Here is a 26,100-nt window from a genome sequence, read left to right as displayed (position 1 = left end):
CTCTGGCCGGTGACAGGCGGACGTCTGCCGTTCACACCGCCTGGGCACAATGGCCCATATGGCACTCACCGTCGGCTTCGACCTCGACATGACCCTCATCGACTCCCGGCCCGGCATCCGCGCCTGCTACCAGGCGCTGTCCGAGCGGACGGGGACGTACATCGACGCCGACCTGGCGGTCACGCGGCTCGGGCCGCCGCTCGCGGAGGAACTGATCAACTGGTTCCCGGCCGAGAGGATCGAGGTCATGGCGGACCTGTACCGGGAGATGTACCCGACCATCGCCATCGCCGCGACCACGGCGATGACCGGCGCCCGGGAGGCCATCGCGGCCGTACGGGAGGCAGGGGGACGCGCGATAGTCGTCACCGCCAAGTACGAGCCCAACGCCAAGCTGCACCTCGCCCACCTAGGCATCGAGCCCGACGCGGTCATCGGCGACCTGTGGGCCGAGCAGAAGGCGGAGGCCCTGCGCGAGCACGACGCGGGCGTCTACGTCGGCGACCACGTCGGGGACGTCCGCGGCGCCCGGGCCGCCGGGGCGCTGTCGGTCGCGGTGGCCACCGGCCCCTGCCCTGAAGAGGAACTGCGCGCCGCGGGTGCGGACGTCGTCCTCACCGATCTGACCGAATTCCCGCGGTGGCTTTCGGACTACCGTCCCGCGCGCGCCTGACGCCGGCCCGCTGCCACGGATCGCAGCACCCCCGCACCGGCCATCAGGAATCCGACCGCCATGAGCATGCTCAATCCGAACATGTACGTCGGAAAGGGCGAGGTCCCGAGCAACAGCGGGGCGACCGTGACCAGTGTGGCCAGGGCGCCGATGAAGAAGACGACGGCTCCGGCACGGACCAGGCGGTCACCGGGAGCGGCGGAATTCGTTTGGGTTTTGTCACGCACCCGACCAGGGTAGTTCCCAGCGCGAAGGAACAACCGGGTGACGTCTTGTCACCGGCTGCAAGAGCATTAGCCTTGGTACCGGCGGGTCCGTACGGCCCGCCCGAGTGCTATCAAGAGCCGTTTCCAGAAGCAGTTTTCCGACGAGTACGAGGACGAGGACAGACGTGCCTACCGGCAAGGTCAAGTGGTTCAACAGTGAGAAGGGCTTCGGCTTTCTCTCCCGCGACGACGGCGGTGACGTCTTCGTCCATTCCTCGGTCCTCCCCGCCGGAGTCGAGACGCTCAAGCCGGGTCAGCGCGTGGAGTTCGGCGTCGTCGCCGGACAGCGCGGCGACCAGGCGCTGTCCCTGACGATCCTGGACCCGACCCCCTCCGTCGCCGCAGCGACCCGCAAGAAGCCGGACGAGCTGGCCTCCATCGTCCAGGATCTGACGACCCTCCTGGAGAACATCACGCCGATGCTGGAGCGGGGCCGCTACCCCGAGAAGACCGCCGGCAAGAAGATCGCCGGCCTGCTGCGCGCGGTCGCCGACCAGCTGGACGTCTGAGCCTCAGGGAAAGCGCAGCGCGTCCGGGCCGAGGGGCGGTACGAGTCCCTCGGCCGCCGCGCGGGTCAGCAACCCGCGCACGGCCGCGTAGCCGTCCTCGCCGAGGCCGGCCGTGAACTCGTTGACGTACAGCCCGATGTGCTGGTCGGCGACGGCCGGGTCCATCTCCTGGGCGTGCTCCATGACGTACGGCCGGGACACCTCGGGGTCGTCCCAGGCGGCGCGCACGGACGTCCGGATCGAGTCGGCGAGCAGCCGCAGCTTCTGCTCGCCCAGCGACCGCTTGGCGATGATCGCGCCCAGCGGGATCGGCAGCCCGGTGGTGTCCTCCCAGTGCTCGCCCATGTCGGCGAGCTTGTGCAGCCCGTAGTCGCGGTAGGTGAAGCGCGCCTCGTGGATCACGAGCCCCGCGTCGACCTTTCCGTCCCGCACGGCCGGCATGATCTCGTGGAACGGCATGACGACGATCTCGCCGACCCCGTCGGCCACGGTGTCCGCGGCCCACAGCCGGAACAGCAGATACGCGGTCGACTTCTCACTCGGCACGGCGACGGTGCGACCCGTCAGGTCGACATCGGCCTCCCGCGTCAGCACCAGCGGCCCGCAGCCCCGCCCCAGCGCGCCCCCGCAGGGCAGCAGCGCGTACTCGTCGAGCACGTAGGGCAGCACGGCGTACGACACCTTCAGCACGTCGAACTCGCCGCGCTCGGCCATGCCGTTGGTGATGTCGATGTCGGCGAACGTCACGTCGAGGGCGGGGGCGCCGGGGACGCGGTCGTGGGCGAGGGCGTCGAAGACGAACGTGTCGTTCGGGCAGGGCGAGTAGGCGATCTGCAGCTGCTCAACAGTCATGCCGGTTCCAACTCTCCAGTACGGGCGCGAGCTTCCCGAATCCCTCGGTCAAGGCTGCCAGAGCGTCCGGGATGCGCCAGGCGGCGCGGTCACGCGGCCCGACGGGATTGGAGATCGCCCGGATCTCCAGCACGGGTACCCCGTGCGCGGCGGCTGCCTCGGCGACGCCGAAGCCCTCCATGGCCTCGGCGAGGGCCGTGGGGTGCCGGTCCCGCAGCGCGGCGGCCCGGGCGGCCGTCCCGGTGACGGTCGACACGGTGAGCACGGCCCCGGTCCGGGCCCCGGTGGCGTCGGCGACCCGCCGGACGAGATCCGCGGGCGGCTGATGGGCGACGGTCCCGAACCCGAGCTCGGTGACCGGCACGAACCCGTCCTCCGTCTCGGCCCCCAGATCGGCCGCGACGATCTCGTCGGCGACGACGAGCGACCCCACAGGCGCCTCGGGCTGGAACCCGCCCCCGATCCCGGCGGAGACGACGAGGCCGTAGGGGCTGCCTTGCAGGGCGGCGGCGGTGAGAACGGATCCGGTGCAGGCAGCGGCAAGCGCTGGCCCCACACCGACGGCGATCACCTCGGCCCAGCCGTGGGCGGTCGTTCCGCCGGGGCGGAACGGGTGGGCAGGGCCGGCGGCAGCGCCGAGCACCGCTTCATCGGGCTGTGACGACAGCACACCGAAGGCTCGAGCCACTGCGTCCCTCTCCACGGGGACAGCGGTGGCCAAGAGGACCTGGCCGAGGCCGGCGGCAGCGATCAGGCGTCCTTCTCCAGCTTGAAGTTCCACAGGCCCGACGCGTCCTTGTCGCCCTCCTTGATGGAGACCAGCGTCGAGTCGCCCTGCGCGCCGTACTGGGCGTTGAAGAACACGCTGCCCGGAATCGTGCGGTAGGTCTTCGTGCTGGAGTCGGTCAGCGGCTGACCGTTCATCAGGATCGTCCAGCCCTTGTCGGCGATCTCGGGGTCGACACCGAAGCGCACGGTGGCGTCGGGGTCGACGGAGATGCTCTTGATGCCCTTGTCCTTCAGGCACCCGGCGAGATCGGACTGCTTCAGGGCAGCGCCCTCGCCGCCACAGGTGGCCTCGGAGTTCACCGAGTCGCTGCCCACGGTGACCGTGGCCATCGGCGTCGGCTTGTCACAGGCCGACAGGACGAGCAGTCCGGCGGATACGACGCCGGCGACGGCGACGGCGCGGCGGCGTCGCACAACGGATTGCAACGTGTTCATGGGCGAAGGCTATAGGGCCCGCGGGTCGCACCGCCCACGCGGGGTACGGCTCCCTCGGAGATCCATCAGAAGGGCCCTACGCGACGCGCGCCCGCCCCGTGCCCCCACGCCGGGCCGAGTCGATCAACCCCCGTACGGTCGTCAGCCACCCGGTGCCGACGATCGCGGCGCCCACCGCCAGCCCGGCCGTGCCGTTGAGCGGCATCGCGATACCCACCGCCCCGCCCAGCACCCAGGACATCTGCAGCAGCGTCTCGGAGCGGGCGAACGCCGACGTACGGACGAGTTCGGGCACGTCCCGCTGGATCAGCGCGTCCAGGGACAGCTTGGCCAGGGCCTGGGCGAACCCGGCGATCGCGGCCAGACCGGCCACCAGGACGGCGCTGAAGAACACCGCGGCCGTGATCGCCGCGCCCGCCACGCCCGCCACGACCGTCACGATGATGATCTCCGGCGCCCGGGAGCGCAGCCACGCCCCCACAGCCGTACCGAGCGCGTTGCCCACGCCCGCCGAGACCCCCACTATCCCCAGCGACACGGCGGCGCTCTGGCCGGAGATCGGATGCTCCCGCAGCAGGAACGCCAGGAAGAAGATCAGGAACCCGGTCAGGCAGCGGATGGCGGCGTTGGCGGCCAGGGCGTGGGTGACGGCCGGGCCGACCGTGCGCAGTCCGGGGCGCTTGACCGGCTGCCGGTGCGGCCCGTGCAGGTGCTCCTCGTCCGCCGCCAGCAGGGCGCGGTCCTCGCCCTTGGCGGAGTCGACCTTGGGCGGCAGCGTGAACGACAGGATCGTCCCCGCCACGAACAGCACGAAGGCGCCGTAGAGGGGCCAGCGCGGCCCGATCTGCTGGAGCCCGGCGCCGATGGGCGCGGCGATGCCGGTGGCGAGGAGGCCGCCGAGGGTGACGCGCGAGTTGGCCTTCACGAGAGAGAAGCGCGGGGGCAGCAGCCGGGGCACGACGGCGCTTCTGACCACGCCGTACGCCTTCGAGGAGACGAGGACGCCCAGCGCGGCCGGGTACAGCTCCAGGCCGCCGCTGACGACCGCGCCGGACAGGACGATCGCGAGCAGCGCCCGGGCCAGCATCGCGCCGGCCATCGCGGCACGGCGGCCGTGCGGGATGCGGTCGAGGAGGGGGCCGATGACGGGCGCGAGGAGGGTGAAGGGCGCCATGGTGATGGCGAGGTACAGCGCGACACGGCCGCGGGCCTCGTCGGTGGGCACGGAGAAGAAGACCGTGGAGGCCAGGGCCACGGTGATCATGACGTCGCCGGCGCCGTTCACGCCGTGCAGTTCGATCAGCTTGCCGAGGCCGGACTCGCCGGCGCCGTGCGCGTGGGTGGCCTTGCGGATGCCGCGGGCGGTGCCGGTCACCGGGAAGTGCAGGGCACGACCGACCGCACGGAGGGAGCCGCCCAGACGGCCCGGACCGTTCGGTCGGCTGTTTCCCTTGACCCCTTTCGACCCACCGGTCCCGGTGGCGCCCGGGGGTGTCTTCGCGGCTGCCACGACGTCATAGTGCCCCGATAAGGCCGTGGGTAGTGCCATTACCGCTCGTATAGGGCCTGAGGGGTGACTGTCCGGGGCGGCCGCTCGTGGTCCGGTGGGCGGCGCAACAGGACCGTCGGTGTACGCGAAGTGGGGCGGAAGGGTAGCGTGCGTATCTCAGCCATCCCGCAAAATGGATGAAGGATGTCGACGCGGTCCCCCGGTCCGCTCCGTCCGCCCCCGCGCTGGGAGTGGCGCACTCGTGAGACGGCGTATGGAGAGAAGCGATACCTGTGAGCGCAGCGACAACGCGAAGCCGCACCCCTGACCGTCTGTGCGCCGAGGCCGTCGACCTCGCACGCGCCGCAGCCGAGGAGGCCGCCGCGCCAGGAATCGTCGGGGAACACGTGGGGCTGGTCTCCGAGGGCGACCGCGTGGTCACCCACTACTTCGCGTGCCGCGAGCTCGGGTACCGGGGCTGGCGCTGGGCCGTGACGGTGGCCCGGGCGTCCCGGGCGAAGATCGTCACGGTGGACGAGGCGGCCCTGCTGCCCGGCCCGGACGCGGTGCTGGCGCCCGAGTGGGTGCCATGGAGCGAGCGGCTGCGGCCCGGCGACATGGGCCCGGGCGATCTGCTGCCCACCGACGCCGAGGACCTGCGTCTGGAGCCGGGCTACTCGGGTGAGGACGAGCCCGCGCCGAATGTCCCCGTGTCGCACGAGATGGCCGACCTGGTGGAGGCGGAGGACGCGGACCTCACCGCGGATTCCCCGGCCGGCTTCACGGTCGCCCCCCTGCGCGGTTCGATCCCGGCGGTCGCCGAGGAACTGGGCATGCGCCGGGCCCGCGTCCTGTCCCGCTACGGCCTGCACACCGCGGCCGACCGCTGGGAGGAGGCGTTCGGCCCGAAGACCCCCATGGCCCAGGCGGCCCCCGCGGCCTGCGTCAGCTGCGGCTTCCTCGTCCCCATCGGCGGCTCCCTCGGCCAGGCCTTCGGCGCCTGCGCCAACGAGTTCTCCCCGGCCGACGGCCGCCTGGTCTCCCTCGCCTACGGCTGCGGCGGCCACTCCGAGGCCGCGGTCATGCCCCGGCCGCCCCAGCCGGCCGCCCCGGTCATCGACGAGACCCGGGTCGACCCGTTCCCCCTGCGCCCGTCCTCGGACTCCGGCTCGGTATCGGCGACGGCGGACGCGGACACGGAGGAACTGGGCCACTCGTAGCGGCCGGGGCCCGCGCCGGGCGGGCGCACGACGGGTGCTCCCCAGGCGGTACCTTCATCCTCACGTCCACGAGGAGAAGGAACGGAACGTGAGCAGCAAGTTCGTGCGGCCCGCCGCCGAGGGGGCCGATCCGTTCGGTACCGCCCGTCTGCGGCGCGGTGTCCTCGACGCCTGGGCCACCAGCCCCGCCCGGTTCCGTGAGGACGCCAACGCCGAGGAGGACCTGGTCCTCGGCGGCTACCGGGACCGGCTCGTCGTGGAGCTCGCCCAGAACGCCGCCGACGCCGCGGCCCGGGCCGGAGTGCCGGGGCGGCTGCGGCTCACCCTGCGGGACGAGGTGCTCGTCGCCGCCAACACCGGCGCCCCGCTGGACGCCGCCGGGGTCGAGTCGCTGTCCACGCTGCGGGCGTCGGCCAAGAGGGACACGCGGGACACGTCCTCGGTGGGGCGGTTCGGTGTCGGATTCGCCGCCGTGCTCTCCGTCACCGACGAGCCCGCCGTCGTCGGCCGCCACGGCGGTGTGCGCTGGTCGCTCGCCGAGGCCAGGGCACTGGCCGCCGAGACCGCCCGGCACAGCCCCGGCCTCGGGGACGAGGTCCGGCGGCGGGACGGGCACGTCCCCCTGCTGCGGCTGCCGTACGCCGCCGAGGGCACCGCCCCCGACCCGTACGACACCGCCGTCATCCTGCCGCTGCGTGACGCGGCCGCGGCCGATCTCGCCGAGCGGCTCCTGCGGGCCGTCGACGACGCCCTGCTGCTCACCCTCCCCGGACTCGAAGAGCTGGTCGTCGAGATCAACGGGGAGAGCCCGCGGACCCTCACCCGCCGCACCGACGGTGCCTTCACCGTCGTCGACGACTCCGCCGACGGCGTCACCCACTGGCGCACCGCCGCCGCCCACGGCCCCCTCACCCCCGACCTCCTCGCGGACCGGCCCGTCGAGGAGCGGCTGCGGCCTCACTGGTCCGTCACCTGGGCCGTGCCCGTGGACAGCGACGGCAGCCCCGTCCGGCCCCGCACCAGCGCGGTCGTGCACGCCCCCACCCCGAGCGACGAGCCGCTCGGAGTCCCGGCCCTGCTCATCGCCTCGTTCCCGCTGGACTCCACCCGCCGGCACGCCGCCCCCGGCCCGCTGACCGACTTCCTGGTCCAGCGCGCGGCAGACGCCTACGCCGAACTCCTCGGCGACTGGCGGCCGGTGACGTCCGGGATCATCGGCCTGGTGCCCGGCCCGCTCGGCAAGGGCGAGCTGGACGGCGCCCTGCGCCAGGCGATCCTTCAGCGGCTGCCCCGTACCTCCTTCCTGCCGCCCGCCCTCCCCCCGCGCGAGGGTGACGACCTGCCGGAATCCCTGCGTCCGCGGGACGCCGAGGTCGTCGAGGGCGCGGGCGTGGACACCGTGCGGGTGCTCGCCGAGGTGCTGCCCACCCTGCTGCCCGCCGGGCTGGAACGGCGCGCCGAGCTGCGGACCCTGGGCGTCACCCGGGTCCCGCTGACCGACGCGATCGACCGGCTGGCCGGTCTCGAGAAGGAACCCGGCTGGTGGCGGCGGCTCTACGACAGCCTGGCCGGGGTCGACCCGGACCGCCTCTCGGGGCTCCCCGTGCCGCTGGCCGACGGCAGGACGACCATCGGGCCCCGGCAGGTCCTGCTGCCCGGCGCGGACACCGGGCGGATCGACCCCGAGGTGCTGGCCCGGCTCGGTCTGAAGGTCGCCCACCCGGACGCCGCCCACCCCATCCTGGAGAAGCTCGGCGCCCTGCCCGCGACACCCCGGGCCGTCCTCACCACCCCGCAGGTCCGGGCCGCCGTCGCCGCGTCCCTGGACGACGAGGGGGGCGTGAACTGGGAAGAGGACGTCCTCGACGCCGACGAACTGGCCGACACCGTGCTCGCGTTGGTGCGGGACGCCGGTCTCGAGCCCGGTGACGAGCCCTGGCTCGGCGCGCTCGCCCTGCCCGACGAGGACGGCGAACCGGCCCCCGCCTGCGAACTCGTCTACCCCGGCGGCCCGTTCGCTCAGGTCATGCGCGAAGGCGAACTCGCCTCCGTGGACGCCGAGCTGGCCGGCAAGTGGGGCGAGCAGCCGCTGGCCGCCTGCGGGGTCCTGGTGAACTTCGCGGTCGTCCGCGCCACCGACGTCGTTCTCGACCCGGACGAACTGGAGCCCCACGAGGGCGACTTCGCCGAGCCGGACGACGCGGGCCTGCTGGACGCCGTCGACGTGTGGAGCGAGGACATCCTCGACCGCTTCCCGGACAGCCCGGTGCCGCCGGTCGCCACCGAGATCGTCGCCGTACGGGACCTGGACCTGGTCGACGAGGACAAGTGGCCGCAGGCGCTGGCTCTCTTGTCCCAGCCCCCGTTGCGGGACGCCCTCGTGCAGCCCGTGCGGATCCTGCTGCCGGACGGGACACACGAGGTCGTCCGGCCCTACACCGCCTGGTGGCTGCGCGGGAACCCCGTGCTCGACGGCCGCCGCCCCGCCGGTCTGCGGGCCGCCGGCGGCGACCCGCTGCTGCGTGGGCTCTACGACGAGGCCGACGCGACCGGCTTTGAAGACGAGCAGGTGCTGCGGGCGCTGGGGGTGCGCACCTCCGTCGCCGCGCTGCTGGACGAGCCCGGCGGTGCCGCCGAGCTGCTCGACCGGCTCGCCGACCCCGACCGCGAGGTGACGAGCGCTCAGCTGCACGCCCTGTACGGGTCGCTGGCCGAGCTGGACCCCGAGCAGGTGACGCTGCCGGACGACCTGCGGGCCGTCACCGACGGCCGGGTGGAGGTCGTGGACGCGGCCGACGCCGTGGTGTGCGACTCGCCAGACCTGCTGCCGTTCACCGAGGGCGTCCCGCTGCTTCCCGTACGGCCGTCACGCGCCGCCGCGCTGGCCGAGCTGTTCCAGGTGCGGCGGCTGAGCGAGTCCGTCACCGGGGAGGTCACCTCCGAGGGCGCCGAGCACGACGTACCGGAGCCGGTGCGGGTGCTGCTGGGCCGTCAGGCCCCGGCCTCCTACGTCGAGCACGAGGAACTCGTCGTCGACGGCGTGGAGATCGACTGGCGGCTCACCGCCGACGGCGTCCTGCACGCTGCCACCCTGGAGGGCGTCGCCGCGGGGCTCGCCTGGGCGGCGGGGCAGTGGCCGCGGCGGTTCGAGGTGGGGGCACTGCTGGAGGACCCGTCCCGGACTCAGGAGCTGGCGCGGGACCGGTGGTTCGACTGAGCGGATCCGACCGATCCGGTAGAGATGTACGGCTGTTGGTGAAAACTCCCGCACAAATTTTTCACCTGTCGTACAACCAAGCGCACCGCTGAGGTATCTGATCAAGCGAGTCAACAGACTCCACGATCACTTGGGCCCCGAGAGCCGACGACGAGCACCGGGGCCCCTCTCCACCTGGAGAACGCATGCGTATCCGAGCCACCGTGGCCGCCGTCACCGGCGCCCTGGCCCTCTCCGCCCTCGCCGTTCCGGCCGCGCAGGCCGCGGAGCCGAAGGTTCCCGCGGACATCGCCGCCGCGAGCGAGGTCGTCCACGCCGACTCCGGCCGGTCGGCCTTCGCCGCCGCCGCGGACGGCGCGCCGATCGCCCTGAACGCGACCTTCTCCTCGGTCAAGGTCAACAACGGCAAGAACATCGCCGTCGGCACCACCAACGTGGTCAAGGTCCCCGTGTCCTTCACGCTGACCCACGGCAAGGAAGTGAACATCCACGCCGCGGACTTCTTCGCGGCCGTCGAGCTGTACCGCGGTGCCTCGTTCGAGGAGACGGTCTTCTTCTTCGACAGCAACGACGCGAGCTGCACGGACTCCTCCGCGACCGTCGCCACCTGCAAGGCCACCGTCGAGATCGACCCGTACGCGCTGCTGAACGAGGACGCCGGCTCCTGGAAGGCCGCCGCGTTCGCGGTCGCGTTCAACGGCGAGGACCCGGAGAACCCGAACCTGGACAACGTCGGTGTCGCGGTGAAGGACCCGACGAACTCCTTCAAGCTCCAGCGGTACTCCAAGCTGACGGTCAACGCCTCGCCGGAGCCGGTGAAGAAGGGCAAGACCATCACGGTCACCGGCAAGCTGTCCCGCGCCAACTGGGACGACAACAAGTACCACGGCTACACGAACCAGTCGGTGAAGCTGCAGTTCCGCAAGAAGAGCAGCAACACCTACACCACGGTGAAGACCATCAAGTCCAACTCCACGGGCCAGCTGAAGACCACCGTCAAGGCCTCGGCCGACGGCTACTTCCGCTACTCCTTCGCGGGCACCACGACCACCCCGGCGGTCAACGCCACGGGTGACTTCGTCGACGTGCGCTGACACCGTCCCCGCACGGACCACACCGCCGGCCCCGGAACGCGTTCCGGGGCCGGCGGTGCCGTATGTCCCATGGGCCTGCCAAACATTGCGGATGAGACGGCAAAACCAGGGCCGTGCCCTACAACCCCGCCCGGGGCTCGTGAATCTGATCGCGTGAGCCAACAGGCTCCCCGATCACTTCTCCCCCTGGGGAACACATGCACATCCGAGCCACCGTGGCCGCCGTCGCCGGCGCCCTGGCCCTGTCCGCCCTCGTCGTTCCGGCCGCGCAGGCCGCCGACGCCCCGTCCGGCAAGCAGGCCTTCAGCTCCGCCTCGGCCGACGCGGGCACCGGCACCACCGCCTCGACCCTCGACGTCACCTTCTCCAACGTGAAGGTGAACAGCGGCAAGAACATCGTCGTCGGCACCACCAACGTGGTGAGCGTGCCGGTCACCTTCACCGTGACCCACGCAGCCGGCCTCGACACCAGCACCGACAACTTCGCCACCGGCCCGCTGATCTACCACGGCTCCTCGGTCGACGCCGCGGACAACGTCCTCATCAGCGACGACCCGGCCACCTGCACCGCCGCCTCGTCGACGGTCCTCAACTGCAAGGGCGTCATCAGCGTCCGCCCGGCCGACGGCGACCTGTTCAACTCCGACGCCGGCACCTGGGGCGCCGGCGCCCTCGCGGTCACCAGCGACGACGCCGAGAAGACGCAGGGCGGCCTGGGCACCACCAAGGTGCAGCGCTACTCCAAGCTGACCGTCAACGCCGGCCCCGAGCCCGTCTCCAAGGGCAAGACCATCACCTCCACCGGCAAGCTGTCCCGCGCCAACTGGGAGGACAACGCCTACCACGGCTACACCAACCAGCCGGTCAAGCTCCAGTTCCGCAAGGCGGGCACCAGCACGTACACCACCGTCAAGACGGTGTACTCCGACCAGTACGGCAACCTGAAGGCCACCGCCACCGCCCAGTACGACGGCTACTGGCGCTTCAGCTTCGCCGGCACGACCACCACCCCGGCGGTCAACGCCACGGGCGACTACGTCGACGTGAAGTAAAGGCGCCCCGAAAGGGGCGCGGGGCTGTATCGATGTGCGGCTCCGCCGCGTGGGCGCGACAGGCCACGACGGCGCCGCGCTCAGGCGGGAAAGCGGCGGTCCACCCACCTCCACAGGAGTTCCAGGGTGGCCGCCGCCACCGCCGCGATGCCGACGGCGGTCCACGGCATCGTCACCCCCACCAGCTTCAGCGCGAAGAAGTGCTGCAACCACGGCACGACCAGCACCAGCAGGAACGCCCCCGCCATGGAAGCGACCAGGGCGACCCGCCACCAGGTGTAGGGCCGGGCGATGATCGCCAGCACCCACATCGAGATGAGGAACAGCGTGAGCGTCGCCGCACTGGTCTCCGCGTCCAGCGCCCCCGCACCCGTGTAGTGCTCCCGGGCGATCAGATACGTCGCGAAGGTCGCCGCCGCGGCCACGACCCCGCCCGGGATCGCGTACCGCATGACCCGCCGTACGAAGTTCGGCTTCGCGCGCTCCTTGTTGGGCGCGAGCGCGAGGAAGAACGCCGGGATACCGATCGTCAGCGTCGACAGCAGGGTCAGGTGGCGCGGCAGGAACGGGTACTCCACCTGTGAGCAGACCACCAGGACGGCCAGCAGCACCGAGTAGACCGTCTTGACCAGGAACAGGGTCGCCACCCGCGTGATGTTGCCGATGACCCGGCGGCCCTCGGCGACCACCGACGGCAGCGTCGCGAAGCTGTTGTTCAGCAGCACGATCTGTGCGACCGCCCGGGTCGCCTCCGATCCGGAGCCCATCGCGACACCGATGTCGGCGTCCTTCAGGGCCAGGACGTCGTTCACCCCGTCGCCGGTCATCGCGACCGTGTGCCCCCGGGACTGCAGCGCGCCCACCATGTTCCGCTTCTTCTGCGGGGTGACCCGCCCGAACACCGTGCCGTCGTCGAGGGCGTCGGCCATCCCCTCCTGCTCGGCGGGCAGCCGGCGCGCGTCCACGGTGGTGCCGGACAGTCCGAGCTTGGCGGCGACCGCGCCGACCGACACCGCGTTGTCGCCGGAGATGACCTTGGCCCGGACGTTCTGGTCGGCGAAGTAGCGCAGGGTGTCGGCGGCGTCCGGCCGCAGCCGCTGCTCCAGCACGACCAGGGCGGTGGGCTTCGCTCCCTTCGTCACCTCGGGATCGTCGAAGTCCCGCTCGACCCGGGCGAGCAGCAGCACCCTGAGGCCCTGCTCGTTCAGCCGCCCGGTCTCGGCCAGGGCCGGATCGTCCTCCGCCAGCAGCACGTCCGGTGCGCCCAGCAGCCACCGGCCGGTCTGCCCGTCGCCCTCGCTGAACACGGCGCCGCTGTACTTGCGGGCGGAGGAGAACGGCAGTGCCTCGGTGCAGCGCCAGTCCTCGACGGCCGGGTAGGTGTCGATGATCGCCTTCAGGGAGGCGTTCGGCCGCGGGTCCGACTCGCCGAGCGCGCCGAGCACCTTGCGTACGTACGTCTCGTCGGCGCCCTGGATCGGCCGCAGCTCGGTGACGTCCATGCCGCCCTCGGTGAGGGTGCCGGTCTTGTCGAGGCAGACGGTGTCGACCCGGGCGAGCCCCTCGATCGCGGGCAGCTCCTGCACCAGGCACTGCTTGCGGCCCAGGCGGATCACGCCGATGGCGAAGGCGACCGAGGTGAGCAGGACGAGCCCCTCGGGGACCATCGGGACGATGCCGCCGACCGTGCGGGCGACGGAGTCGTCGAAGGCGTTCTCCTTCACGAACAGCTGGCTGATGATCAGGCCGATCGCGGTCGGGACCATCATCCACGTGACGTACTTGAGGATCGTGGAGATGCCCGACCGCAGCTCGGACTGGACGAGGGTGAAGCGCGAGGCCTCCTCGGCGAGCTGAGCGGCGTAGGCCTCACGGCCGACCTTCGTCGCCTGGAAGGCCCCGCCGCCCGCGACCACGAAGCTGCCCGACATGACCTGGTCGCCCGGGTGCTTGACGACCGGGTCGGCCTCGCCGGTGAGCAGCGACTCGTCGATCTCCAGCCCGTCGGCCTCGACACAGACCCCGTCGACGACGACCTTGTCCCCGGGCCCGATCTCGATCAGGTCGTCCAGCACGATCTCGGAGGTGCTGACCTGCGCGGCGGTGCCGTCCCGGCGTACGGTCGGCCGCACCTCGCCGATCAGCGCGAGCGAGTCCAGCGTCTTCTTCGCGCGCCACTCCTGGACGATCCCGATGCCGGTGTTCGCGAGGATCACGAACCCGAACAGGCTGTCCTGGATCGGCGCGACCACCAGCATGATCAGCCACAGCACGCCGATGATCGCGTTGAAGCGGGTGAAGACGTTCGCACGGACGATGTCGACGGTGGACCGGCTGCTGCGCACCGGCACGTCGTTGACCTGGCCGCGCTCCACCCGTTCGGCGACCTGAGCACCGGTCAGGCCGGTCTCGCGGGAGGTGACCGTCGCCGGCCGCGCGGAGTCGGGCCGGGCACCCGCGTCGAGATGCGTCATGCATTCGACGGTACGTGCGGTTTTGCCGCTTCACCCGCTGAATGCGGCGAAGATCCGACCTGGGAAGGACGGACTTCATGCCGTGGTCGTACGGCAGTTGTACGCCGTCGGACCCCGGTGCCACGCCCCGGTGTCAGCCCGCCCGGCGGGCGGTGAACAGCAGGTACTCCCACTCCAGGACCGTCCGGCCCGAGCCCAGGTCGGCGTCGCGGACCAGGTCCGTCAGGGCGCCGTCCAGGGCGGCGGCGCGTTCGGGCTCGCCGGCGATGTTCTTGTAGACGCTGATGGTCGGGCCGTAGCGCTCCTTGAAGTAGTCGCGGAACATCTCCGGCGTCTCGAAGCGGTCGACCCGGACGGTGCGGCGTTCGGCGCTGACGTCCGTGACCCGGTCGCCGAGGATGGCGCGGACATGGTCCTCGTCCCCCCACAGCGGGGGCGGCTGGGCTCCCGGCGGGGGCGGTGGCGCGTACGGCTTCATCGCGGCGAACATCCGGCCGATGAAGCCCTGGGGCGTCCAGCTGAGCAGCCCGATGGTGCCGCCCGGACGGCAGACCCGGACGAGTTCACCGGCGGCCTGCTGGTGGTGCGGGGCGAACATGACGCCCACGCAGGACAGCACGGTGTCGAACTCCGCGTCACCGAAGGGCAGGGCCTCGGCGTCGGCCTCCTGCCAGGTGAGGTGCGCCCCCTGCTTCCGGGCCACCCGCCGGCCGGCCTCGAACAGCTCCGGGGTCAGGTCGGAGGCCACCACGTCCGCGCCGGCCAGGGCAGCCGGGATCGCGGCGTTTCCGGAGCCGGCGCCCACGTCCAGCACCCGCTGGCCGGAGCGCACCCCGCACGCCTCGACCAGGATCGCTCCCAGCTCGGGGATGATCTCGGCGGCCAGGGACGGGTAGTCGCCCTGGGCCCACATCGCGCGGTGCTTGGACTTCAGGGCACGGTCGGCCTCGGCCTCGCTGTTCTGCGTCGTCATCGCTGCGCTCCTCACCGGTTCGGCGGCGGGTTCCGCGCGACGGGTTCGAGCGTTTCGCCGCCATCTCCCGAGCGTAGGGAGGGGGCGGGCGGGTGTCTCGTCGGAGAGCGCGGGTTTGCGTATTCGCAAGACGCCGGGTGGGGGTGCGCGTCGTCTGCGCCGGCGCGGTGGTGGTGGGTCGGGGCCGTGTCGGGGGGTGTCCGTCCTCGGAACGGCGCGATGGGGTCTCACGCCGACTGACTGTCCGTTGACGCGCCAACCAGCTGCGGGCGGACACCCCCCGACACGTCCCCTTCTCGCCGTACGCGGTGCGGCGCCTCTCGGGTCGGGGCGTCGGGTCTACTGGGGCGTGGGGGACGCCGTCGGGTGCTGCGCCGCCGCCCGCTTGATCGCGGTGTCGCGCTTGCGGACGTACCAGATGCCGATCAGTCCCAGCCCGCCGCCGGCCAGGCAGGTCCACACCCACCAGGTGTGGCCGTGATCGTCGAACCAGCCGTAGAAGGGGAGCTGGACCAGGAAGAGGACGAACCACAGGATCGTGCCGCCGGTGATGGTGGCGACCACGGGGCCCTCCAGGGGCTCCGGCGCCTCGTGTCTGGGGGTCCATTTCGCCATGGGGACAGCTTACGAGGCGATCGGGTCTACGCGCGGAGATGGCCGATCGAGGTCTTATATGTTCATACTGAAACGGTTTGTGTCTGACCACTTCTCTTCGTAGGAAACACCAAACACATGTCCTCCTCGGCTCCTGCCAAGGTCCCCGCCCCTGAACAGCCGGGAGCCGGGCGCACGTACGGCGCACTCGACCGCTTCTTCCGGATCTCCGAGCGGGGCAGCACCCTGTCCCGCGAGGTCCGGGGCGGTCTCGCCACCTTCTTCGCGATGGCCTACATCATCGTGCTGAACCCGATCATCCTCGGCAGTGCCAAGGACATGTACGGTCATCAGCTCGACAACGGGCAGCTGGTCACCGCGACGGCCCTCACCGCCGCGCTCACCACCCTCCTCATGGGCGTCATCGGCAACGTACCGATCGCACTCGCCGCCGGTCTCGGCGTGAACTCCGTCGTCGCGCTGCAGCTGGCCCCGCGTATGTCCTGGCCGGACGCGATGGGCATGGTGGTTCTCGCCGGCTTCGTCGTCATGCTGCTGGTCGCCACGGGGCTGCGCGAGCGCGTCATGAACGCCGTTCCCTACGGGCTGCGCAAGGCCATCTCCATCGGTATCGGCCTGTTCATCATGCTGATCGGGCTCGTCGACGCGGGCTTCGTCTCCCGGATCCCGGACGCCGCCCAGACCACCGTCCCGCTCCAGCTCGGCGGCGACGGTCACCTCGACGGCTGGCCGGTCCTCGTCTTCGTCCTGGGTGTCCTGCTGACCCTCGCGCTCATCGTGCGCAAGGTCTCCGGCGCGATCCTGATCTCGATCGTCACCATGACGGTCCTCGCGGTGGTCATCAACGCGGTGGCCACGGTGCCGAGCTGGGGCCTGACCACGCCCAAGTGGCCCGGCAACCCGGTCGCCAGTCCCGACTTCGGGCTGGTCGGGCAGGTCAGCCTGTTCGGCGGCTTCGAGAGGGTCGGTGTCCTGACCGGGGTGCTGTTCGTCTTCACCGTGCTGCTGTCGTGCTTCTTCGACGCGATGGGCACGATCATGGGCGTCTCCGACGAGGCGAAGCTGACCGACGGCGAGGGCCAGATGCCCGGCATCAACAAGGTGCTGTTCGTCGACGGCCTCGCGGTCGCCGCCGGCGGCGCCAGCTCCTCCTCCGCGACGACCGCCTTCGTCGAGTCCACGGCCGGTGTCGGCGAGGGCGCCCGGACCGGTCTCGCGAACGTCGTCACCGGCGGCCTCTTCGCCGTCGCCCTCTTCCTGACGCCGGTCGCCACCATGGTCCCGTCCCAGGCGGCCACGCCCGCGCTGCTCGCGGTCGGCTTCCTGATCCTGGCCGGCTCGGTCAAGGAGATCGACTGGGCGGACTACACGATCGCCGTCCCGGCCTTCGTGACGATGCTGATGATGCCGTTCACCTACTCGATCACCAACGGCATCGGCATGGGCTTCATCACCTTCGCGGTGCTGCGGCTGGCGGCCGGGCGGGGCCGGGAGGTGCCGGTGGCGATGTACGTCGTGTCGGCGGTGTTCGCGTTCTACTACCTGATGCCGGCGCTGGGCCTGACCTGATCCCCGTCGCCGGAGTCGGGTGATCCGTAGAACCTCTCCGTCTCCTCGACGGCGGTCTGGAACCGCTGGTCGAAGTCATCTCGAATGAGCGTCCGGACGACGTAGTCCTGGACGCTCATTCCCCTTTTCGCGGCCTGGTGCCGGAGCCGTTCGAGCAGGTCGTGGTCTATTCGCAGGCTGAGCACACTGGTCCCCATGACCATGAGGGTCGCTGCACCGTTCGGTACGGCGGGGCGCGTTCCGCCGTCGTGTCACCCATATGAGTGATGTCACGGCTCAGTGGCGGGCGTCACGGACGGTCCTGCGTGTTACGGCTGGTCTTTAGCGAGAGTAATGAGTTACGCTAAAGAACATGCCGGACCTCACCCATGGCGACGACGTAGCCGCCGTGAACTCCCTCCGATCCGCAGTGATGCGGCTGTCCCGTCGGCTCAAGCACCAGCGGGTCGACGAATCGCTCAGCCCCACCGAGATGTCGGTGCTGGGCACCCTGTCCCTGTGCGGCAGGGCCACACCGGGCGAACTCGCCCGTAAGGAGCACGTCCAGCCGCCGTCGATGACCCGCATCGTGGCGCTGCTGGAGGCCAAGGGACTGGTCCGGCTGGAGCCGCACCCCGAGGACCGGCGCCAGAAGGTCGTCACACGCACCGAGCAGGCCGAGGCCATGCTCGAGGAGAGCCGCGCCAAGCGGAACGCGTTCCTGGCCACGCTGGTGGAGAACCTCGACGAGGACGAGTGGGCGAAACTCCGCGCCGCCGCCCCCGTGCTGGAGAAGCTCGCACATCTGTAAGCAGCAGTCGTCGCAAGGAGGCGAACCCTTTGAGTTCGGGACCCGGAGCAGCTTCCGCCCCCGCAACTGATCCCCACGATTCCCCGCCCACCTCCGACGCGCCTCCGCGCAAGTCCTCGATGTTCTCCTCCCTCAAGGTGAGGAACTACCGCCTGTTCTTCATGGGACAGGTCGTCTCCAACATCGGCACGTGGATGCAGCGCATCGCCCAGGACTGGCTGGTGCTCAGCCTCACCGGCTCCTCCGCCGCCGTCGGCATAACGACCGCGCTGCAGTTCCTGCCGATGCTCCTCTTCGGCCTCTACGGCGGTGTCCTCGTCGACCGGCTGCGCAAGCGGCCCGCGCTGCTCGTGACGCAGACGTCGATGGCGCTCACCGCGATCGCCCTGGCCGTCCTCACGCTCACCGGGCACGTCCAGGTGTGGCACGTGTACGTCGCCGCCTTCGCGGTCGGTCTCGCCACCGTCGTCGACAACCCGGCCCGGCAGTCCTTCGTCTCCGAGCTGGTCGGCCCGGGGCAGCTGCAGAACGCGGTCAGCCTGAACTCGGCGAACTTCCAGTCGGCCCGCCTGGTCGGCCCCGCCGTCGCGGGCCTGCTCATCACCGGCGTCGGCACCGGCTACGCGTTCCTCTTCAACGGCCTGTCCTTCATCGCGCCGCTCACCGGCCTGCTGCTGATGCGCGCCCGCGAGCTGCACGTCGTCGAACGCGCCCCGCGCGGCAAGGGGCAGCTGCGGGAGGGGGTGCGCTACGTCACCGGCCGCCCGGAGCTGATCTGGCCGATCGTCCTGGTCGGGTTCGTCGGCACGTTCGCCTTCAACTTCCCCGTCTACCTGTCGGCCTTCGCGGACGACGTGTTCCATGCGGGGGCGGGCGCGTACAGCATGTTCAACACGCTGATGGCGGTCGGCTCGGTCGCGGGCGCGCTGCTCGCCGCGCGGCGGGGCACGGCCCGGCTGCGGCTGCTGATCGTGGCGGCCATCGCCTTCGGAGCGCTGGAGATCCTGGCGGCGACGACCCCCACGTTGTGGATGTTCGCCCTGCTCATGGTCCCGCTGGGCCTGTTCGGCATGACCGTCAACGTCACGACGAACACCAGCATCCAGATGTCCACGGACCCGGCGATGCGCGGCCGGGTCATGGCCCTCTACATGATGGTCTTCCTCGGCGGCTCCCCGGTCGGCGCTCCGATCGTCGGCTGGGTCACCGACACCTACGGCGCCCGGGTCGGCCTCGCGGCCGGTGGCGCGGTGGCGGTGCTCGCCGCTGCGGTGATCGGCCTGGTCCTGGCCCGGGTGGGCGACCTCCGGCTGTCGGTGGGCTGGCACCGGGGCTACCCGAGCGTGCGGTTCGTGCCCCGGGAGCATCGGGAGGAGCTGGCCCCGGCGGCGTGAGGCGGGCGTCAGTCTCGGGGGAACTCGCCGGTCTCGAGGGCGAGGCCGACCACGGTGCCCGTCAGGTCGATCTCGTCCCCGAAGTCCAGACTCAGCTCGCCCCGGTACTCGCCGTCCTTGGGCTTGGTGTGCAGATGCCAGCGGCCGGTGTACGGATCCACGATCAGGTACACCGGCACACCGGCCGCGGCATAGGCGTCCTTCTTCGGGCCGTAGTCGTTCGCCCCGGTCTTCCTGGAGATCACCTCGGCGACGAACTCGACGTCCTGGTAGCGCCACAGGCCCTTGTCGCTCTTCGCCGCACCCTCCGCCATCAGGGTGATGTCGGAGGCGAAGCCGTTGAGGTGGCCCGGGTAGTCGACACGGACGTCGGACTTCACGCGCTTGCGCGGATACTTGCTGCGCAGCTGCTCGACGATGTCCAGGATGATGTCCCAGTGGGTGTCCCGCTGAGGCGCCATGAAGATGTTCCCCCCGACGATCTCGACCTTGTAGCCCTCGGGGACCGGCATCGTCTCCACCCACTCGAACATCATGTCGAGGGTGAGTTCACCGCTGCTGTCGGCCATCTCGATCCTGTCGTGAAGGACGGTCATCGTGGCGCTCCTCCCCGGCCGCCCCCGCGCATGGAGCCGGCCGCGCAGTACAACGATACGCACGGTGACCTGGACCCGTCCGGACCCGGAGGCCGCCTACACCCGTCGGGCCAGCAACTGCCCCGGCCACTTGTTCTCGCCCACCGTGAAGGCCTCGGTGCGGGTGAAGCCGTTGGACTCGTAGTAGCGGACGAGCTTGCCGTCGTCCCCGGCGTAGCAGTCGACGCGGAGCAGGGAGATTCCGGCGCGGCGGGTCTCTTCGGCGGCGTGGGCGAGGAGGGCGCTGCCCACGCCGTGCCCCTTGAAACGGCGGTCGGAGGCCAGCCAGTGGATGTAGCGCTCGGGCTCGCCGGGCTGCGGGAGGTGGGACAGGTAGGCACCCGCCGAGTCGGTGAGGGTGAGGGTCCCGGCGGGGACGCCGTCGACGTCGGCCATGAACACGCAACCCTCCGCCATGTACCGGCCGACCGACTCCACCGTCTTCGGGCTCCGCGACAGAGGCCGTGTCCCCCACTGCCCTGTGCGCCCCTGTGAAACCAGCCACTCCACGCAGCTGTCGAGCATGCCGAGTATCGAGGGAATGTCGTCGGGCCCGCCGTCCCGGATGGTGATCCGCATGGCCTCATGGTGCCAGGCTGGCCCCATGAGACTCTTCGCGGCCGTACTGCCCCCTGACGAGGTGTGCCGTGAACTCGGCGCCGTGGTCGACGCGTTGCGGGAGCTGCCCGGCGCCGACGGCATGCGCTGGACCGGCCGTCCCGGCTGGCACTTCACACTCGCCTTCTACGGTGAGGTCGACGACGGCCTCGTCCCGGAGCTGTCGGAGCGGCTGGAGCGTGCCGCGCGCCGTACGGAGCCGTTCCCGCTGGCCGTGCGGGGCGGAGGCCAGTTCGGGCACGGGAAGGCGCTGTGGGCCGGGGCCGAGGGGGACCTGGCGACCCTCCGGCTGCTGGCCGAGCGGGCCGAGGCGGCGGCGCGGAAAGCGGGGGTGCCGATGGGGGAGCACCGGCGGTACAAGGCCCATCTGACCGTGGCGCGGAACCGGGAGGCGGGGGACGTGCGGGCGTTCCTGGACGCGCTCGCGGGATTCACGGGCCGGACCTGGACCGTGCGGGAGCTCTGCCTGGTGCGGAGCAATCTGCCGACGTCGGGAGTCCCGGGGGAGCAGCCCCGGTACGAGGCGGTCGGGCACTGGCCGCTCGGGGGCGCCGGTTAGGCTCGGGGCGTGGACCCGAAAACCCGCAACCGGATCATGGCCGGTGTGCTCGTGCTGATGTTTCTCGTCGTCGCCCTGGCTTCTGTGCTTGGGAGGTAGGGCGGTGGGGGAACTGCGGACGGCTGCTTTTCGGCTGCGGGCCGGTGGGGGCTTGTCGCGCAGTTCCCCGCGCCCCTGACGGGGGCGTTACCAGGCGAAGGCCTCCGGCGACGGCCCCGGGCCGGGGAAGATCTCGTCCAGGCCGGTCAGGAGCTCCTCGGAGAGCTCCAGCTCGGACGCCCGGACGGCGGAGGCGAGCTGCTCGGCGGTGCGCGGGCCGACGATCGGGCCGGTCACGCCGGGGCGGGTGAGCAGCCAGGCCAGGGCGGCCTCGCCGGGCTCGATGCCGTGCTTGTCGAGCAGGTCCTCGTAGGACTGGATCCGCGCGCGGGTGCCGGCGTCGGCGAGCGCGTCGGCCGCGCGGCCGGAGGCGCGGCGTTTGCCCTCGACCTCCTTCTTGAGGACACCGCCCAGCAGACCGCCGTGCAGCGGCGACCACGGGATGACGCCGAGGCCGTACTCCTGCGCGGCCGGGACGACCTCCATCTCGGCGCGCCGCTCGGCGAGGTTGTACAGGCACTGCTCGCTGACCAGCCCGATGGTCCCGCCGCGCCGGGCGGCGATCTCGTTGGCCTGGGCGATCTTGTAGCCGGGGAAGTTCGACGACCCGACGTAGAGGATCTTGCCCTGCTGGATCAGGACGTCGATCGCCTGCCAGATCTCGTCGAAGGGGGTGTCCCGGTCGATGTGGTGGAACTGGTAGACGTCGATGTGGTCGGTCTGGAGCCGCTTGAGGCTGGCGTCCACGGCCCGGCGGATGTTGACCGCGGAGAGCTTGTCGTGGTTGGGCCAGGCCGGGCCGTCGGCGCCCATGTTGCCGTAGACCTTCGTGGCGAGGACGACCTTGTCGCGCCGTCCCTCGCCCTTCGCGAACCAGTTGCCGATGATGCTTTCGGTACGGCCCTTGTTCTCGCCCCAGCCGTACACATTGGCGGTGTCGAAGAAGTTGATGCCCGCGTCCAGCGCCGCGTCCATGATGGCGTGGCTGTCGGCCTCGTCGGTCTGCGGGCCGAAGTTCATGGTGCCGAGGACGAGCCGGCTGACCTTGAGTCCCGTGCGTCCGAGCTGCGTGTACTTCATGGTCCCCAAGCCAACGTCTTGAAGTGCGCTCCAAGCAAGCACGTACCCATCGAGGAGGGCTACTTCTCGTAAGGGCCGGCCAGGCCCCAGCCCTGGTACATCGCCCCCGCGAAGGCCGCCGCGATCTTGTGTTCGCCGCTCGCGTTGGGGTGGGTGCCGTCGTAGGTGTCGGTGGCGACGTCGTACGACGGCGAGGGTGAGGCCAGCAGGACGGGGGAGCCGGGCTCGTCGAGGTCGGCGGCCGTCTTGGCGAGGAGTTCGTTGAAGCGGGTGACCTCGCCGGCGAAGGCCGCGTCCGACTGGGCGCGCACGTTCGGCGTCACGGGCAGCCACACCATCCCCACCCGGCGGTTCGCCGCCCGCGCCTCGGCCGTGAAGGCCCGGACGTTCTCGGCGGTCTGCTCGGCGTTCGTGTAGAAGCCCAGGTCGATCAGGCCCAGGGAGACCAGGAGCACGTCCGCGCGGCACGACCGCACCGCGTCGCCGATCAGCGGCGCCATGTGCTGCCAGCCCTCGCCCCAGCCGGCCAGGTGGGCACGCGGGAAGTCCGGTTCGGCGTAGGCGTACGACACCGGGGCCTCGGCGAGCTTGTCGTAGAGCGTCTCGCGGGGGCCGACGAGGGTGAAGGGGCCGCCGTAGGAACGGCACAGGTGCTGCCACAGCCGGTAGCGCCATGTGTGTTCGCCCGTGCTTCCGATCGTCATGGAGTCACCGACGGGCATGAACCTGAGCATCCGCTCATCATGGATGATCAGGTCGCCCGGCGGGGTGTGAGTCGGGCCACGCACGGTGGCCGCCATCCTCCTTGATCCCGCACGCACGGTGAACCGCCGCTGAACCGCCCAGCGGGATGGCAGTCTTGGGGCATGCGCAGACCGTTCGCCCTTCTCGCCGCGGCCCTTCTCACGGGCGCCCTCGCCGTACCCGCCTCCGCCGCCGACGGCGACGAGAAGTTCACGATCAAGGACCCGCGCATCACCGAGTCCAGCGGCCTGGCGGCCTCGCGGCAGCACCCCGGCATCTACTGGACGCACAACGACAGCGACGACGGGGCGTACCTCTACGCCGTCGACAGCGCGACGGGCGAGACGGTCGCCACGATCACCATGTCCGGCGTGGGCAGTCCGCGTGACGTCGAGGCCGTTTCCATCGGGCCGGACAACCAGATCTACGTCGGCGACATCGGCGACAACCTCGGCGGCACCTGGCCGTACGTCTGGATCTACCGGCTGCCCGAGCCGAAGAACCTGCGCGACCAGACGATCCGGGCCACGCAGTACGTCGTGAAGTACTCCGACGGCGCGCGGGACGCCGAGTCCCTCGTCGTGCACCCGAAGACCGGCCGCGTCTACATCGTCGACAAGAACGAGAAGGGCGGGCACCTGTACGAGGGCCCGGCCCGGCTCTCCCCCTCCGGGTCGAACACGTTCCGGCCCGTCGCGGCCGTCCCCGACCTGGAGGCCACCGACGCCACGCTTTCCCCGGACGGTGAACACCTCGTCGTACGCAGCTACTTCGGCGCGATCGCGTACGACTGGAACGGCGGGAAGATCAAACGGAAGGAACGACTCGGCGTGCCGTTCCTGGGGCAGGGGGAGTCCGTCACCTACACCGCGGACGGCAAGAAGCTGATGTACGGCGCCGAGGGGGCGGACAGCCCGGTGGAGCCGCAGGACGCTCCCGGGGGCGGCGGGTCCGACTCTCCTTCCGGGAGTGGGAGTTCGGCCGCGTCCGACGGCGGGGGAGACGGGCTGAGCGGCCATCTCAAGACGGGGGCGATCGCCGCGGGCGTCGCTGTGGTCGCTCTGTTCGGCCTGCGGAGAATGAGGCGCCGGGGGTAGCAGTTCGTGCTTGACCGGCCCGGGCACGGTGTCCCGGGCTACCGCTCCCGCAGCCGTGCGGCCTGCGCGGATCCCACCTGGGTGGAGTGGCGCAAGTAGCGCTCGATCACCGCCAGTTCCTCGTCGCTGAACGCGGCGAGGAGGTCGGCGAAGGCGCTGCCGGGGGCGTCCCACGCGGCCTCGGCCTCCGGTGCTCGCCGGGCGGTGAGCGAGACCCGGGTCCTTCTGCGGTCGTGCGGGTCGGGCTTCCTCTCGACCAGCCCCGCTCGCTCCAGCCGGTCAACGAGCCGGGAGGCCGAACCCGAGGTGAGGCCGGTCAGTTCGGCGATCTCACCCGTGGTGAGTGGTTCGGGTTCGAGGCCGAGCAGGCTCACGCACTGCAGATCCGTCGGATGCAGTCCCAGCCGGTCCGCCATGGCCTGGTTGAAGAGGGTGTACGCGGCGTGCTGCCGCCGGGCGGCCACGGTGACGGCCGCGAGCAGCCCCTCACGATTCTCGATTGACACGGCTCGGCATCCACCCCTTCAATTCCCTGCGTCACGCAGATACTTCGTGACGCAGATACTACTCCTCGAAGGAGCGCAGCATGAGCACCCTGTCCATCGAGCGGATGAACGAGCTGTACGAACGCTGGACCGCGCTGTGGCGCGGCGACTTCAGCCATGCCGGCGAGATCCTCGATCCCGGTTTCGTCGTGCACCAGGCACGGCCGGACGGCAGCGACTCGGAAGCGCAGACGGGTCCGGCCCGGCTGCTTCCCGAGATCGAGCAGACCATGGCGGTGTTCGGGGACGTCGCCATCAGCGTGGACGTCGGGCCGATCGTCCAGGCCGACCTGGTCGCGGCACGCTGGACGCTGCGCGCCCGCTACACGGGCGGCCTGGAGCACGCCACGGCCCCGGCCGGCACGCCGGTCGCCTTCAGCGGCCACGACATCCTGCGGGTCTCCGGCGGCAGGTTCGTCGAGTACTGGACCTGCACCGACGTGCTGGCCGGCCTCACCCAGCTCGGCGCAGTCTCCGGCCCCAACGGCCCGGCGCGGCCCGGTGATGACGCCCCCTAGGACTCGCCTGCCGCCACCAGCACCTCCAACCCGTCCAGGATCCGCTGCAACCCGAACTCGAAGTGGTCGAAGTCCGTGCCGAAGGCGTCCTCGGAGAGGGACGCCGTGACCGGGTAGCGGCCCGAGGCCATGGCCTTTTCCAGGGCCGGTACCTGCGCCTGCCAGAACTCGGCGTCCGTCAGGCCCGTCCGGCGCTCCGCCTCCCGCTGGTACAGCTGCGTGCGCGCGGCCCCGACGACATACCCGTCGATCATGATGATCGCGGAGACCAGTTCGGGGTCGCTCAGCCCCATCGGGCGGATCCTGGTCAGCACCTTCTCCATGCCGTCGAGGGCGCTCGGGCCGAGGATCGGGCGGGACTGGTTGACCTGGAGCAGCCAGGGGTGGCGGCGGTAGAGGGCGAGGGTCGCGCGGGCCAGTGCCTCCAGGGCCGCGCGCCAGCCGCCGTCGCCGAGGTCGGCAGGGTTCTCGGAGGGGCGCTGCACCCGGTCCAGCATGAGGTCGAGCAGCTCGCCCTTGCCGGGGACGTACCGGTACAGCGACATGGTGCCGGTGCCCAGTTCGGCGGCGACGCGGCGCATGGAGAGCCCCTCCAGCCCCTCGGTGTCCGCCACCTGGATGGCCGCTTCCACGATCCGTTCCAGGGTCAGGGTCGGCTTGGGGCCGCGACTGGGGCGGCGGCCGGTGTCCCACAGCAGTTCGAGGGTGCGGGCGATATCGCCGCTGCCGCTGGTCTCCGTACTGCCCGTGCCACTCGTACCGCTCGTCATGGAGCCCAGCTTAGGTCCCCCGAG

General features: G+C 71.1%; 27 protein-coding genes. 12 read left to right on the top strand and 15 right to left on the bottom strand.

Annotation, left to right across the window (positions count from 1 at the left end; genetic code table 11):
• Positions 1–49 precede the first annotated feature (49 nt).
• Entirely contained in the window at positions 50–673 is a 624-nt protein-coding gene (locus tag CEB94_RS18090) for an HAD family hydrolase (protein ID WP_175433227.1), read from the top strand.
• Here CEB94_RS18090 and CEB94_RS18085 read toward each other — a convergent pair.
• Positions 652–900 carry a hypothetical protein gene (locus tag CEB94_RS18085; RefSeq protein WP_175433226.1) on the bottom strand — a complete coding sequence of 83 codons (249 nt, stop codon included), beginning with the start codon at positions 898–900 and terminating at the stop codon, positions 652–654. The two genes, CEB94_RS18090 and CEB94_RS18085, sit on opposite strands and share 22 nt — an antisense overlap.
• Before the next feature lie 164 nt (positions 901–1,064).
• Between CEB94_RS18085 and CEB94_RS18080 the strand changes: the two genes are divergently transcribed.
• Positions 1,065–1,448 (top strand): cold-shock protein, encoded by a 384-nt coding sequence (locus CEB94_RS18080; protein WP_010035896.1) that lies wholly within the window; start codon positions 1,065–1,067, stop codon positions 1,446–1,448.
• Between the two features lie 3 nt (positions 1,449–1,451).
• On the opposite strand, the gene CEB94_RS18075 is transcribed toward CEB94_RS18080, so the two are convergent.
• From CEB94_RS18075 to CEB94_RS18060, 4 genes are all read right to left on the bottom strand, one after another.
• Entirely contained in the window at positions 1,452–2,300 is an 849-nt protein-coding gene (locus CEB94_RS18075; protein ID WP_175433225.1) for a 1,4-dihydroxy-6-naphtoate synthase, read from the bottom strand.
• Entirely contained in the window at positions 2,290–3,081 is a 792-nt protein-coding gene (locus CEB94_RS18070) for a futalosine hydrolase (RefSeq protein WP_425472459.1), read from the bottom strand. The genes CEB94_RS18075 and CEB94_RS18070 overlap by 11 nt, the downstream gene beginning before the upstream one ends.
• Positions 3,051–3,524 carry a DUF2771 domain-containing protein gene (locus CEB94_RS18065; RefSeq protein ID WP_175433224.1) on the bottom strand — a complete coding sequence of 158 codons (474 nt, stop codon included), beginning with the start codon at positions 3,522–3,524 and terminating at the stop codon, positions 3,051–3,053. The genes CEB94_RS18070 and CEB94_RS18065 overlap by 31 nt, the downstream gene beginning before the upstream one ends.
• Before the next feature lie 76 nt (positions 3,525–3,600).
• A complete protein-coding gene (locus CEB94_RS18060) occupies positions 3,601–5,034 on the bottom strand; it encodes an MFS transporter (RefSeq protein ID WP_175433223.1) in 1,434 nt (477 codons plus the stop codon).
• 272 nt (positions 5,035–5,306) lie between these two features.
• Here CEB94_RS18060 and CEB94_RS18055 point away from each other — a divergent pair, with 272 nt between their 5' ends.
• From CEB94_RS18055 to CEB94_RS18040, 4 genes are all read left to right on the top strand, one after another.
• Positions 5,307–6,233: a DUF3027 domain-containing protein gene (locus tag CEB94_RS18055; RefSeq protein ID WP_175433222.1), complete on the top strand. Its 927-nt coding sequence runs from the start codon at positions 5,307–5,309 to the stop codon at positions 6,231–6,233.
• 88 nt (positions 6,234–6,321) lie between these two features.
• Positions 6,322–9,450: a sacsin N-terminal ATP-binding-like domain-containing protein gene (locus CEB94_RS18050; RefSeq protein ID WP_175433221.1), complete on the top strand. Its 3,129-nt coding sequence runs from the start codon at positions 6,322–6,324 to the stop codon at positions 9,448–9,450.
• 185 nt (positions 9,451–9,635) lie between these two features.
• The gene (locus CEB94_RS18045; protein WP_175433220.1) at positions 9,636–10,544 is read left to right on the top strand and encodes a hypothetical protein; all 909 of its coding nucleotides are present in this window, start codon (positions 9,636–9,638) and stop codon (positions 10,542–10,544) included.
• A gap of 197 nt (positions 10,545–10,741) precedes the next feature.
• Complete coding sequence (locus tag CEB94_RS18040; RefSeq protein ID WP_175433219.1) at positions 10,742–11,596, top strand: hypothetical protein; 855 nt, start codon at positions 10,742–10,744, stop codon at positions 11,594–11,596.
• A gap of 80 nt (positions 11,597–11,676) precedes the next feature.
• Here the strand turns inward: CEB94_RS18040 and CEB94_RS18035 are convergent, their stop codons facing one another.
• The 3 genes from CEB94_RS18035 to CEB94_RS18025 form a co-directional block, all read right to left on the bottom strand.
• Complete coding sequence (locus CEB94_RS18035) at positions 11,677–14,070, bottom strand: HAD-IC family P-type ATPase (RefSeq protein ID WP_175433218.1); 2,394 nt, start codon at positions 14,068–14,070, stop codon at positions 11,677–11,679.
• A gap of 133 nt (positions 14,071–14,203) precedes the next feature.
• Positions 14,204–15,043: a class I SAM-dependent methyltransferase gene (locus CEB94_RS18030; RefSeq protein WP_175433217.1), complete on the bottom strand. Its 840-nt coding sequence runs from the start codon at positions 15,041–15,043 to the stop codon at positions 14,204–14,206.
• A gap of 339 nt (positions 15,044–15,382) precedes the next feature.
• Entirely contained in the window at positions 15,383–15,658 is a 276-nt protein-coding gene (locus CEB94_RS18025; protein WP_175433216.1) for a DUF2530 domain-containing protein, read from the bottom strand.
• A gap of 117 nt (positions 15,659–15,775) precedes the next feature.
• On the opposite strand from CEB94_RS18025, the gene CEB94_RS18020 reads away from it, so the two are divergent.
• Positions 15,776–17,227, top strand: coding sequence for an NCS2 family permease (locus CEB94_RS18020; RefSeq protein ID WP_175433215.1), 1,452 nt, complete (start codon positions 15,776–15,778; stop codon positions 17,225–17,227).
• On the opposite strand, the gene CEB94_RS18015 is transcribed toward CEB94_RS18020, so the two are convergent.
• Entirely contained in the window at positions 17,197–17,430 is a 234-nt protein-coding gene (locus CEB94_RS18015; RefSeq protein ID WP_086844407.1) for a CopG family antitoxin, read from the bottom strand. The two genes, CEB94_RS18020 and CEB94_RS18015, sit on opposite strands and share 31 nt — an antisense overlap.
• A gap of 149 nt (positions 17,431–17,579) precedes the next feature.
• Between CEB94_RS18015 and CEB94_RS18010 the strand changes: the two genes are divergently transcribed.
• On the top strand, positions 17,580–18,017 hold the full coding sequence (locus CEB94_RS18010; RefSeq protein WP_031135926.1) for a MarR family winged helix-turn-helix transcriptional regulator: 438 nt from the start codon (positions 17,580–17,582) through the stop codon (positions 18,015–18,017).
• A 29-nt stretch (positions 18,018–18,046) separates the two neighbouring features.
• On the top strand, positions 18,047–19,411 hold the full coding sequence (locus CEB94_RS18005) for an MFS transporter (protein ID WP_175433214.1): 1,365 nt from the start codon (positions 18,047–18,049) through the stop codon (positions 19,409–19,411).
• 8 nt (positions 19,412–19,419) lie between these two features.
• On the opposite strand, the gene CEB94_RS18000 is transcribed toward CEB94_RS18005, so the two are convergent.
• Positions 19,420–20,007 carry a Uma2 family endonuclease gene (locus CEB94_RS18000; RefSeq protein ID WP_175433213.1) on the bottom strand — a complete coding sequence of 196 codons (588 nt, stop codon included), beginning with the start codon at positions 20,005–20,007 and terminating at the stop codon, positions 19,420–19,422.
• Between the two features lie 96 nt (positions 20,008–20,103).
• The gene (locus CEB94_RS17995; RefSeq protein ID WP_175433212.1) at positions 20,104–20,625 is read right to left on the bottom strand and encodes a GNAT family N-acetyltransferase; all 522 of its coding nucleotides are present in this window, start codon (positions 20,623–20,625) and stop codon (positions 20,104–20,106) included.
• Positions 20,626–20,650: 25 nt separating this feature from the next.
• Between CEB94_RS17995 and thpR the strand changes: the two genes are divergently transcribed.
• Entirely contained in the window at positions 20,651–21,223 is a 573-nt protein-coding gene (gene thpR / locus CEB94_RS17990; RefSeq protein ID WP_175433211.1) for an RNA 2',3'-cyclic phosphodiesterase, read from the top strand.
• Between the two features lie 186 nt (positions 21,224–21,409).
• Here thpR and CEB94_RS17985 read toward each other — a convergent pair whose 3' ends face one another.
• Both CEB94_RS17985 and CEB94_RS17980 read right to left on the bottom strand, forming a co-directional pair.
• The gene (locus tag CEB94_RS17985) at positions 21,410–22,402 is read right to left on the bottom strand and encodes an aldo/keto reductase (protein ID WP_175433210.1); all 993 of its coding nucleotides are present in this window, start codon (positions 22,400–22,402) and stop codon (positions 21,410–21,412) included.
• A gap of 59 nt (positions 22,403–22,461) precedes the next feature.
• Complete coding sequence (locus tag CEB94_RS17980; protein WP_175437050.1) at positions 22,462–23,136, bottom strand: SGNH/GDSL hydrolase family protein; 675 nt, start codon at positions 23,134–23,136, stop codon at positions 22,462–22,464.
• 132 nt (positions 23,137–23,268) lie between these two features.
• On the opposite strand from CEB94_RS17980, the gene CEB94_RS17975 reads away from it, so the two are divergent.
• The gene (locus CEB94_RS17975) at positions 23,269–24,243 is read left to right on the top strand and encodes a WD40 repeat domain-containing protein (protein WP_175433209.1); all 975 of its coding nucleotides are present in this window, start codon (positions 23,269–23,271) and stop codon (positions 24,241–24,243) included.
• 38 nt (positions 24,244–24,281) lie between these two features.
• On the opposite strand, the gene CEB94_RS17970 is transcribed toward CEB94_RS17975, so the two are convergent.
• The gene (locus CEB94_RS17970; RefSeq protein WP_175433208.1) at positions 24,282–24,749 is read right to left on the bottom strand and encodes a MarR family winged helix-turn-helix transcriptional regulator; all 468 of its coding nucleotides are present in this window, start codon (positions 24,747–24,749) and stop codon (positions 24,282–24,284) included.
• Positions 24,750–24,829: 80 nt separating this feature from the next.
• On the opposite strand from CEB94_RS17970, the gene CEB94_RS17965 reads away from it, so the two are divergent.
• On the top strand, positions 24,830–25,306 hold the full coding sequence (locus CEB94_RS17965; protein ID WP_175433207.1) for an ester cyclase: 477 nt from the start codon (positions 24,830–24,832) through the stop codon (positions 25,304–25,306).
• Here the strand turns inward: CEB94_RS17965 and CEB94_RS17960 are convergent.
• Positions 25,303–26,076 carry a TetR/AcrR family transcriptional regulator gene (locus CEB94_RS17960; RefSeq protein WP_175433206.1) on the bottom strand — a complete coding sequence of 258 codons (774 nt, stop codon included), beginning with the start codon at positions 26,074–26,076 and terminating at the stop codon, positions 25,303–25,305. The genes CEB94_RS17965 and CEB94_RS17960 overlap by 4 nt on opposite strands.
• Positions 26,077–26,100 lie beyond the last annotated feature (24 nt).

It is taken from the genome of Streptomyces hawaiiensis (genome assembly GCF_004803895.1).
GTDB lineage: Bacteria > Actinomycetota > Actinomycetes > Streptomycetales > Streptomycetaceae > Streptomyces > Streptomyces hawaiiensis.
This window is presented reverse-complemented; position numbering and strand designations above follow the sequence as displayed.

Bases quoted from the DNA above. Each gene is read 5' to 3' on its own strand.
- CEB94_RS18090 (WP_175433227.1), top strand. From the start codon at position 50: ATGGCCCATATGGCACTCACCGTCGGCTTCGACCTCGACATGACCCTC.
- CEB94_RS18075 (WP_175433225.1), bottom strand. From the start codon at position 2,300: ATGACTGTTGAGCAGCTGCAGATCGCCTACTCGCCCTGCCCGAACGAC.
- CEB94_RS18065 (WP_175433224.1), bottom strand. From the start codon at position 3,524: ATGAACACGTTGCAATCCGTTGTGCGACGCCGCCGCGCCGTCGCCGTC.
- CEB94_RS18045 (WP_175433220.1), top strand. From the start codon at position 9,636: ATGCGTATCCGAGCCACCGTGGCCGCCGTCACCGGCGCCCTGGCCCTC.
- CEB94_RS18040 (WP_175433219.1), top strand. From the start codon at position 10,742: ATGCACATCCGAGCCACCGTGGCCGCCGTCGCCGGCGCCCTGGCCCTG.
- CEB94_RS18035 (WP_175433218.1), bottom strand. From the start codon at position 14,070: ATGACGCATCTCGACGCGGGTGCCCGGCCCGACTCCGCGCGGCCGGCG.
- CEB94_RS18030 (WP_175433217.1), bottom strand. From the start codon at position 15,043: ATGACGACGCAGAACAGCGAGGCCGAGGCCGACCGTGCCCTGAAGTCC.
- CEB94_RS18025 (WP_175433216.1), bottom strand. From the start codon at position 15,658: ATGGCGAAATGGACCCCCAGACACGAGGCGCCGGAGCCCCTGGAGGGC.
- CEB94_RS18020 (WP_175433215.1), top strand. From the start codon at position 15,776: ATGTCCTCCTCGGCTCCTGCCAAGGTCCCCGCCCCTGAACAGCCGGGA.
- CEB94_RS18015 (WP_086844407.1), bottom strand. From the start codon at position 17,430: ATGGTCATGGGGACCAGTGTGCTCAGCCTGCGAATAGACCACGACCTG.
- CEB94_RS18010 (WP_031135926.1), top strand. From the start codon at position 17,580: ATGCCGGACCTCACCCATGGCGACGACGTAGCCGCCGTGAACTCCCTC.
- CEB94_RS18000 (WP_175433213.1), bottom strand. From the start codon at position 20,007: ATGACCGTCCTTCACGACAGGATCGAGATGGCCGACAGCAGCGGTGAA.
- CEB94_RS17995 (WP_175433212.1), bottom strand. From the start codon at position 20,625: ATGCGGATCACCATCCGGGACGGCGGGCCCGACGACATTCCCTCGATA.
- thpR (WP_175433211.1), top strand. From the start codon at position 20,651: ATGAGACTCTTCGCGGCCGTACTGCCCCCTGACGAGGTGTGCCGTGAA.
- CEB94_RS17985 (WP_175433210.1), bottom strand. From the start codon at position 22,402: ATGAAGTACACGCAGCTCGGACGCACGGGACTCAAGGTCAGCCGGCTC.
- CEB94_RS17980 (WP_175437050.1), bottom strand. From the start codon at position 23,136: ATGCTCAGGTTCATGCCCGTCGGTGACTCCATGACGATCGGAAGCACG.
- CEB94_RS17975 (WP_175433209.1), top strand. From the start codon at position 23,269: ATGCGCAGACCGTTCGCCCTTCTCGCCGCGGCCCTTCTCACGGGCGCC.
- CEB94_RS17965 (WP_175433207.1), top strand. From the start codon at position 24,830: ATGAGCACCCTGTCCATCGAGCGGATGAACGAGCTGTACGAACGCTGG.
- CEB94_RS17960 (WP_175433206.1), bottom strand. From the start codon at position 26,076: ATGACGAGCGGTACGAGTGGCACGGGCAGTACGGAGACCAGCGGCAGC.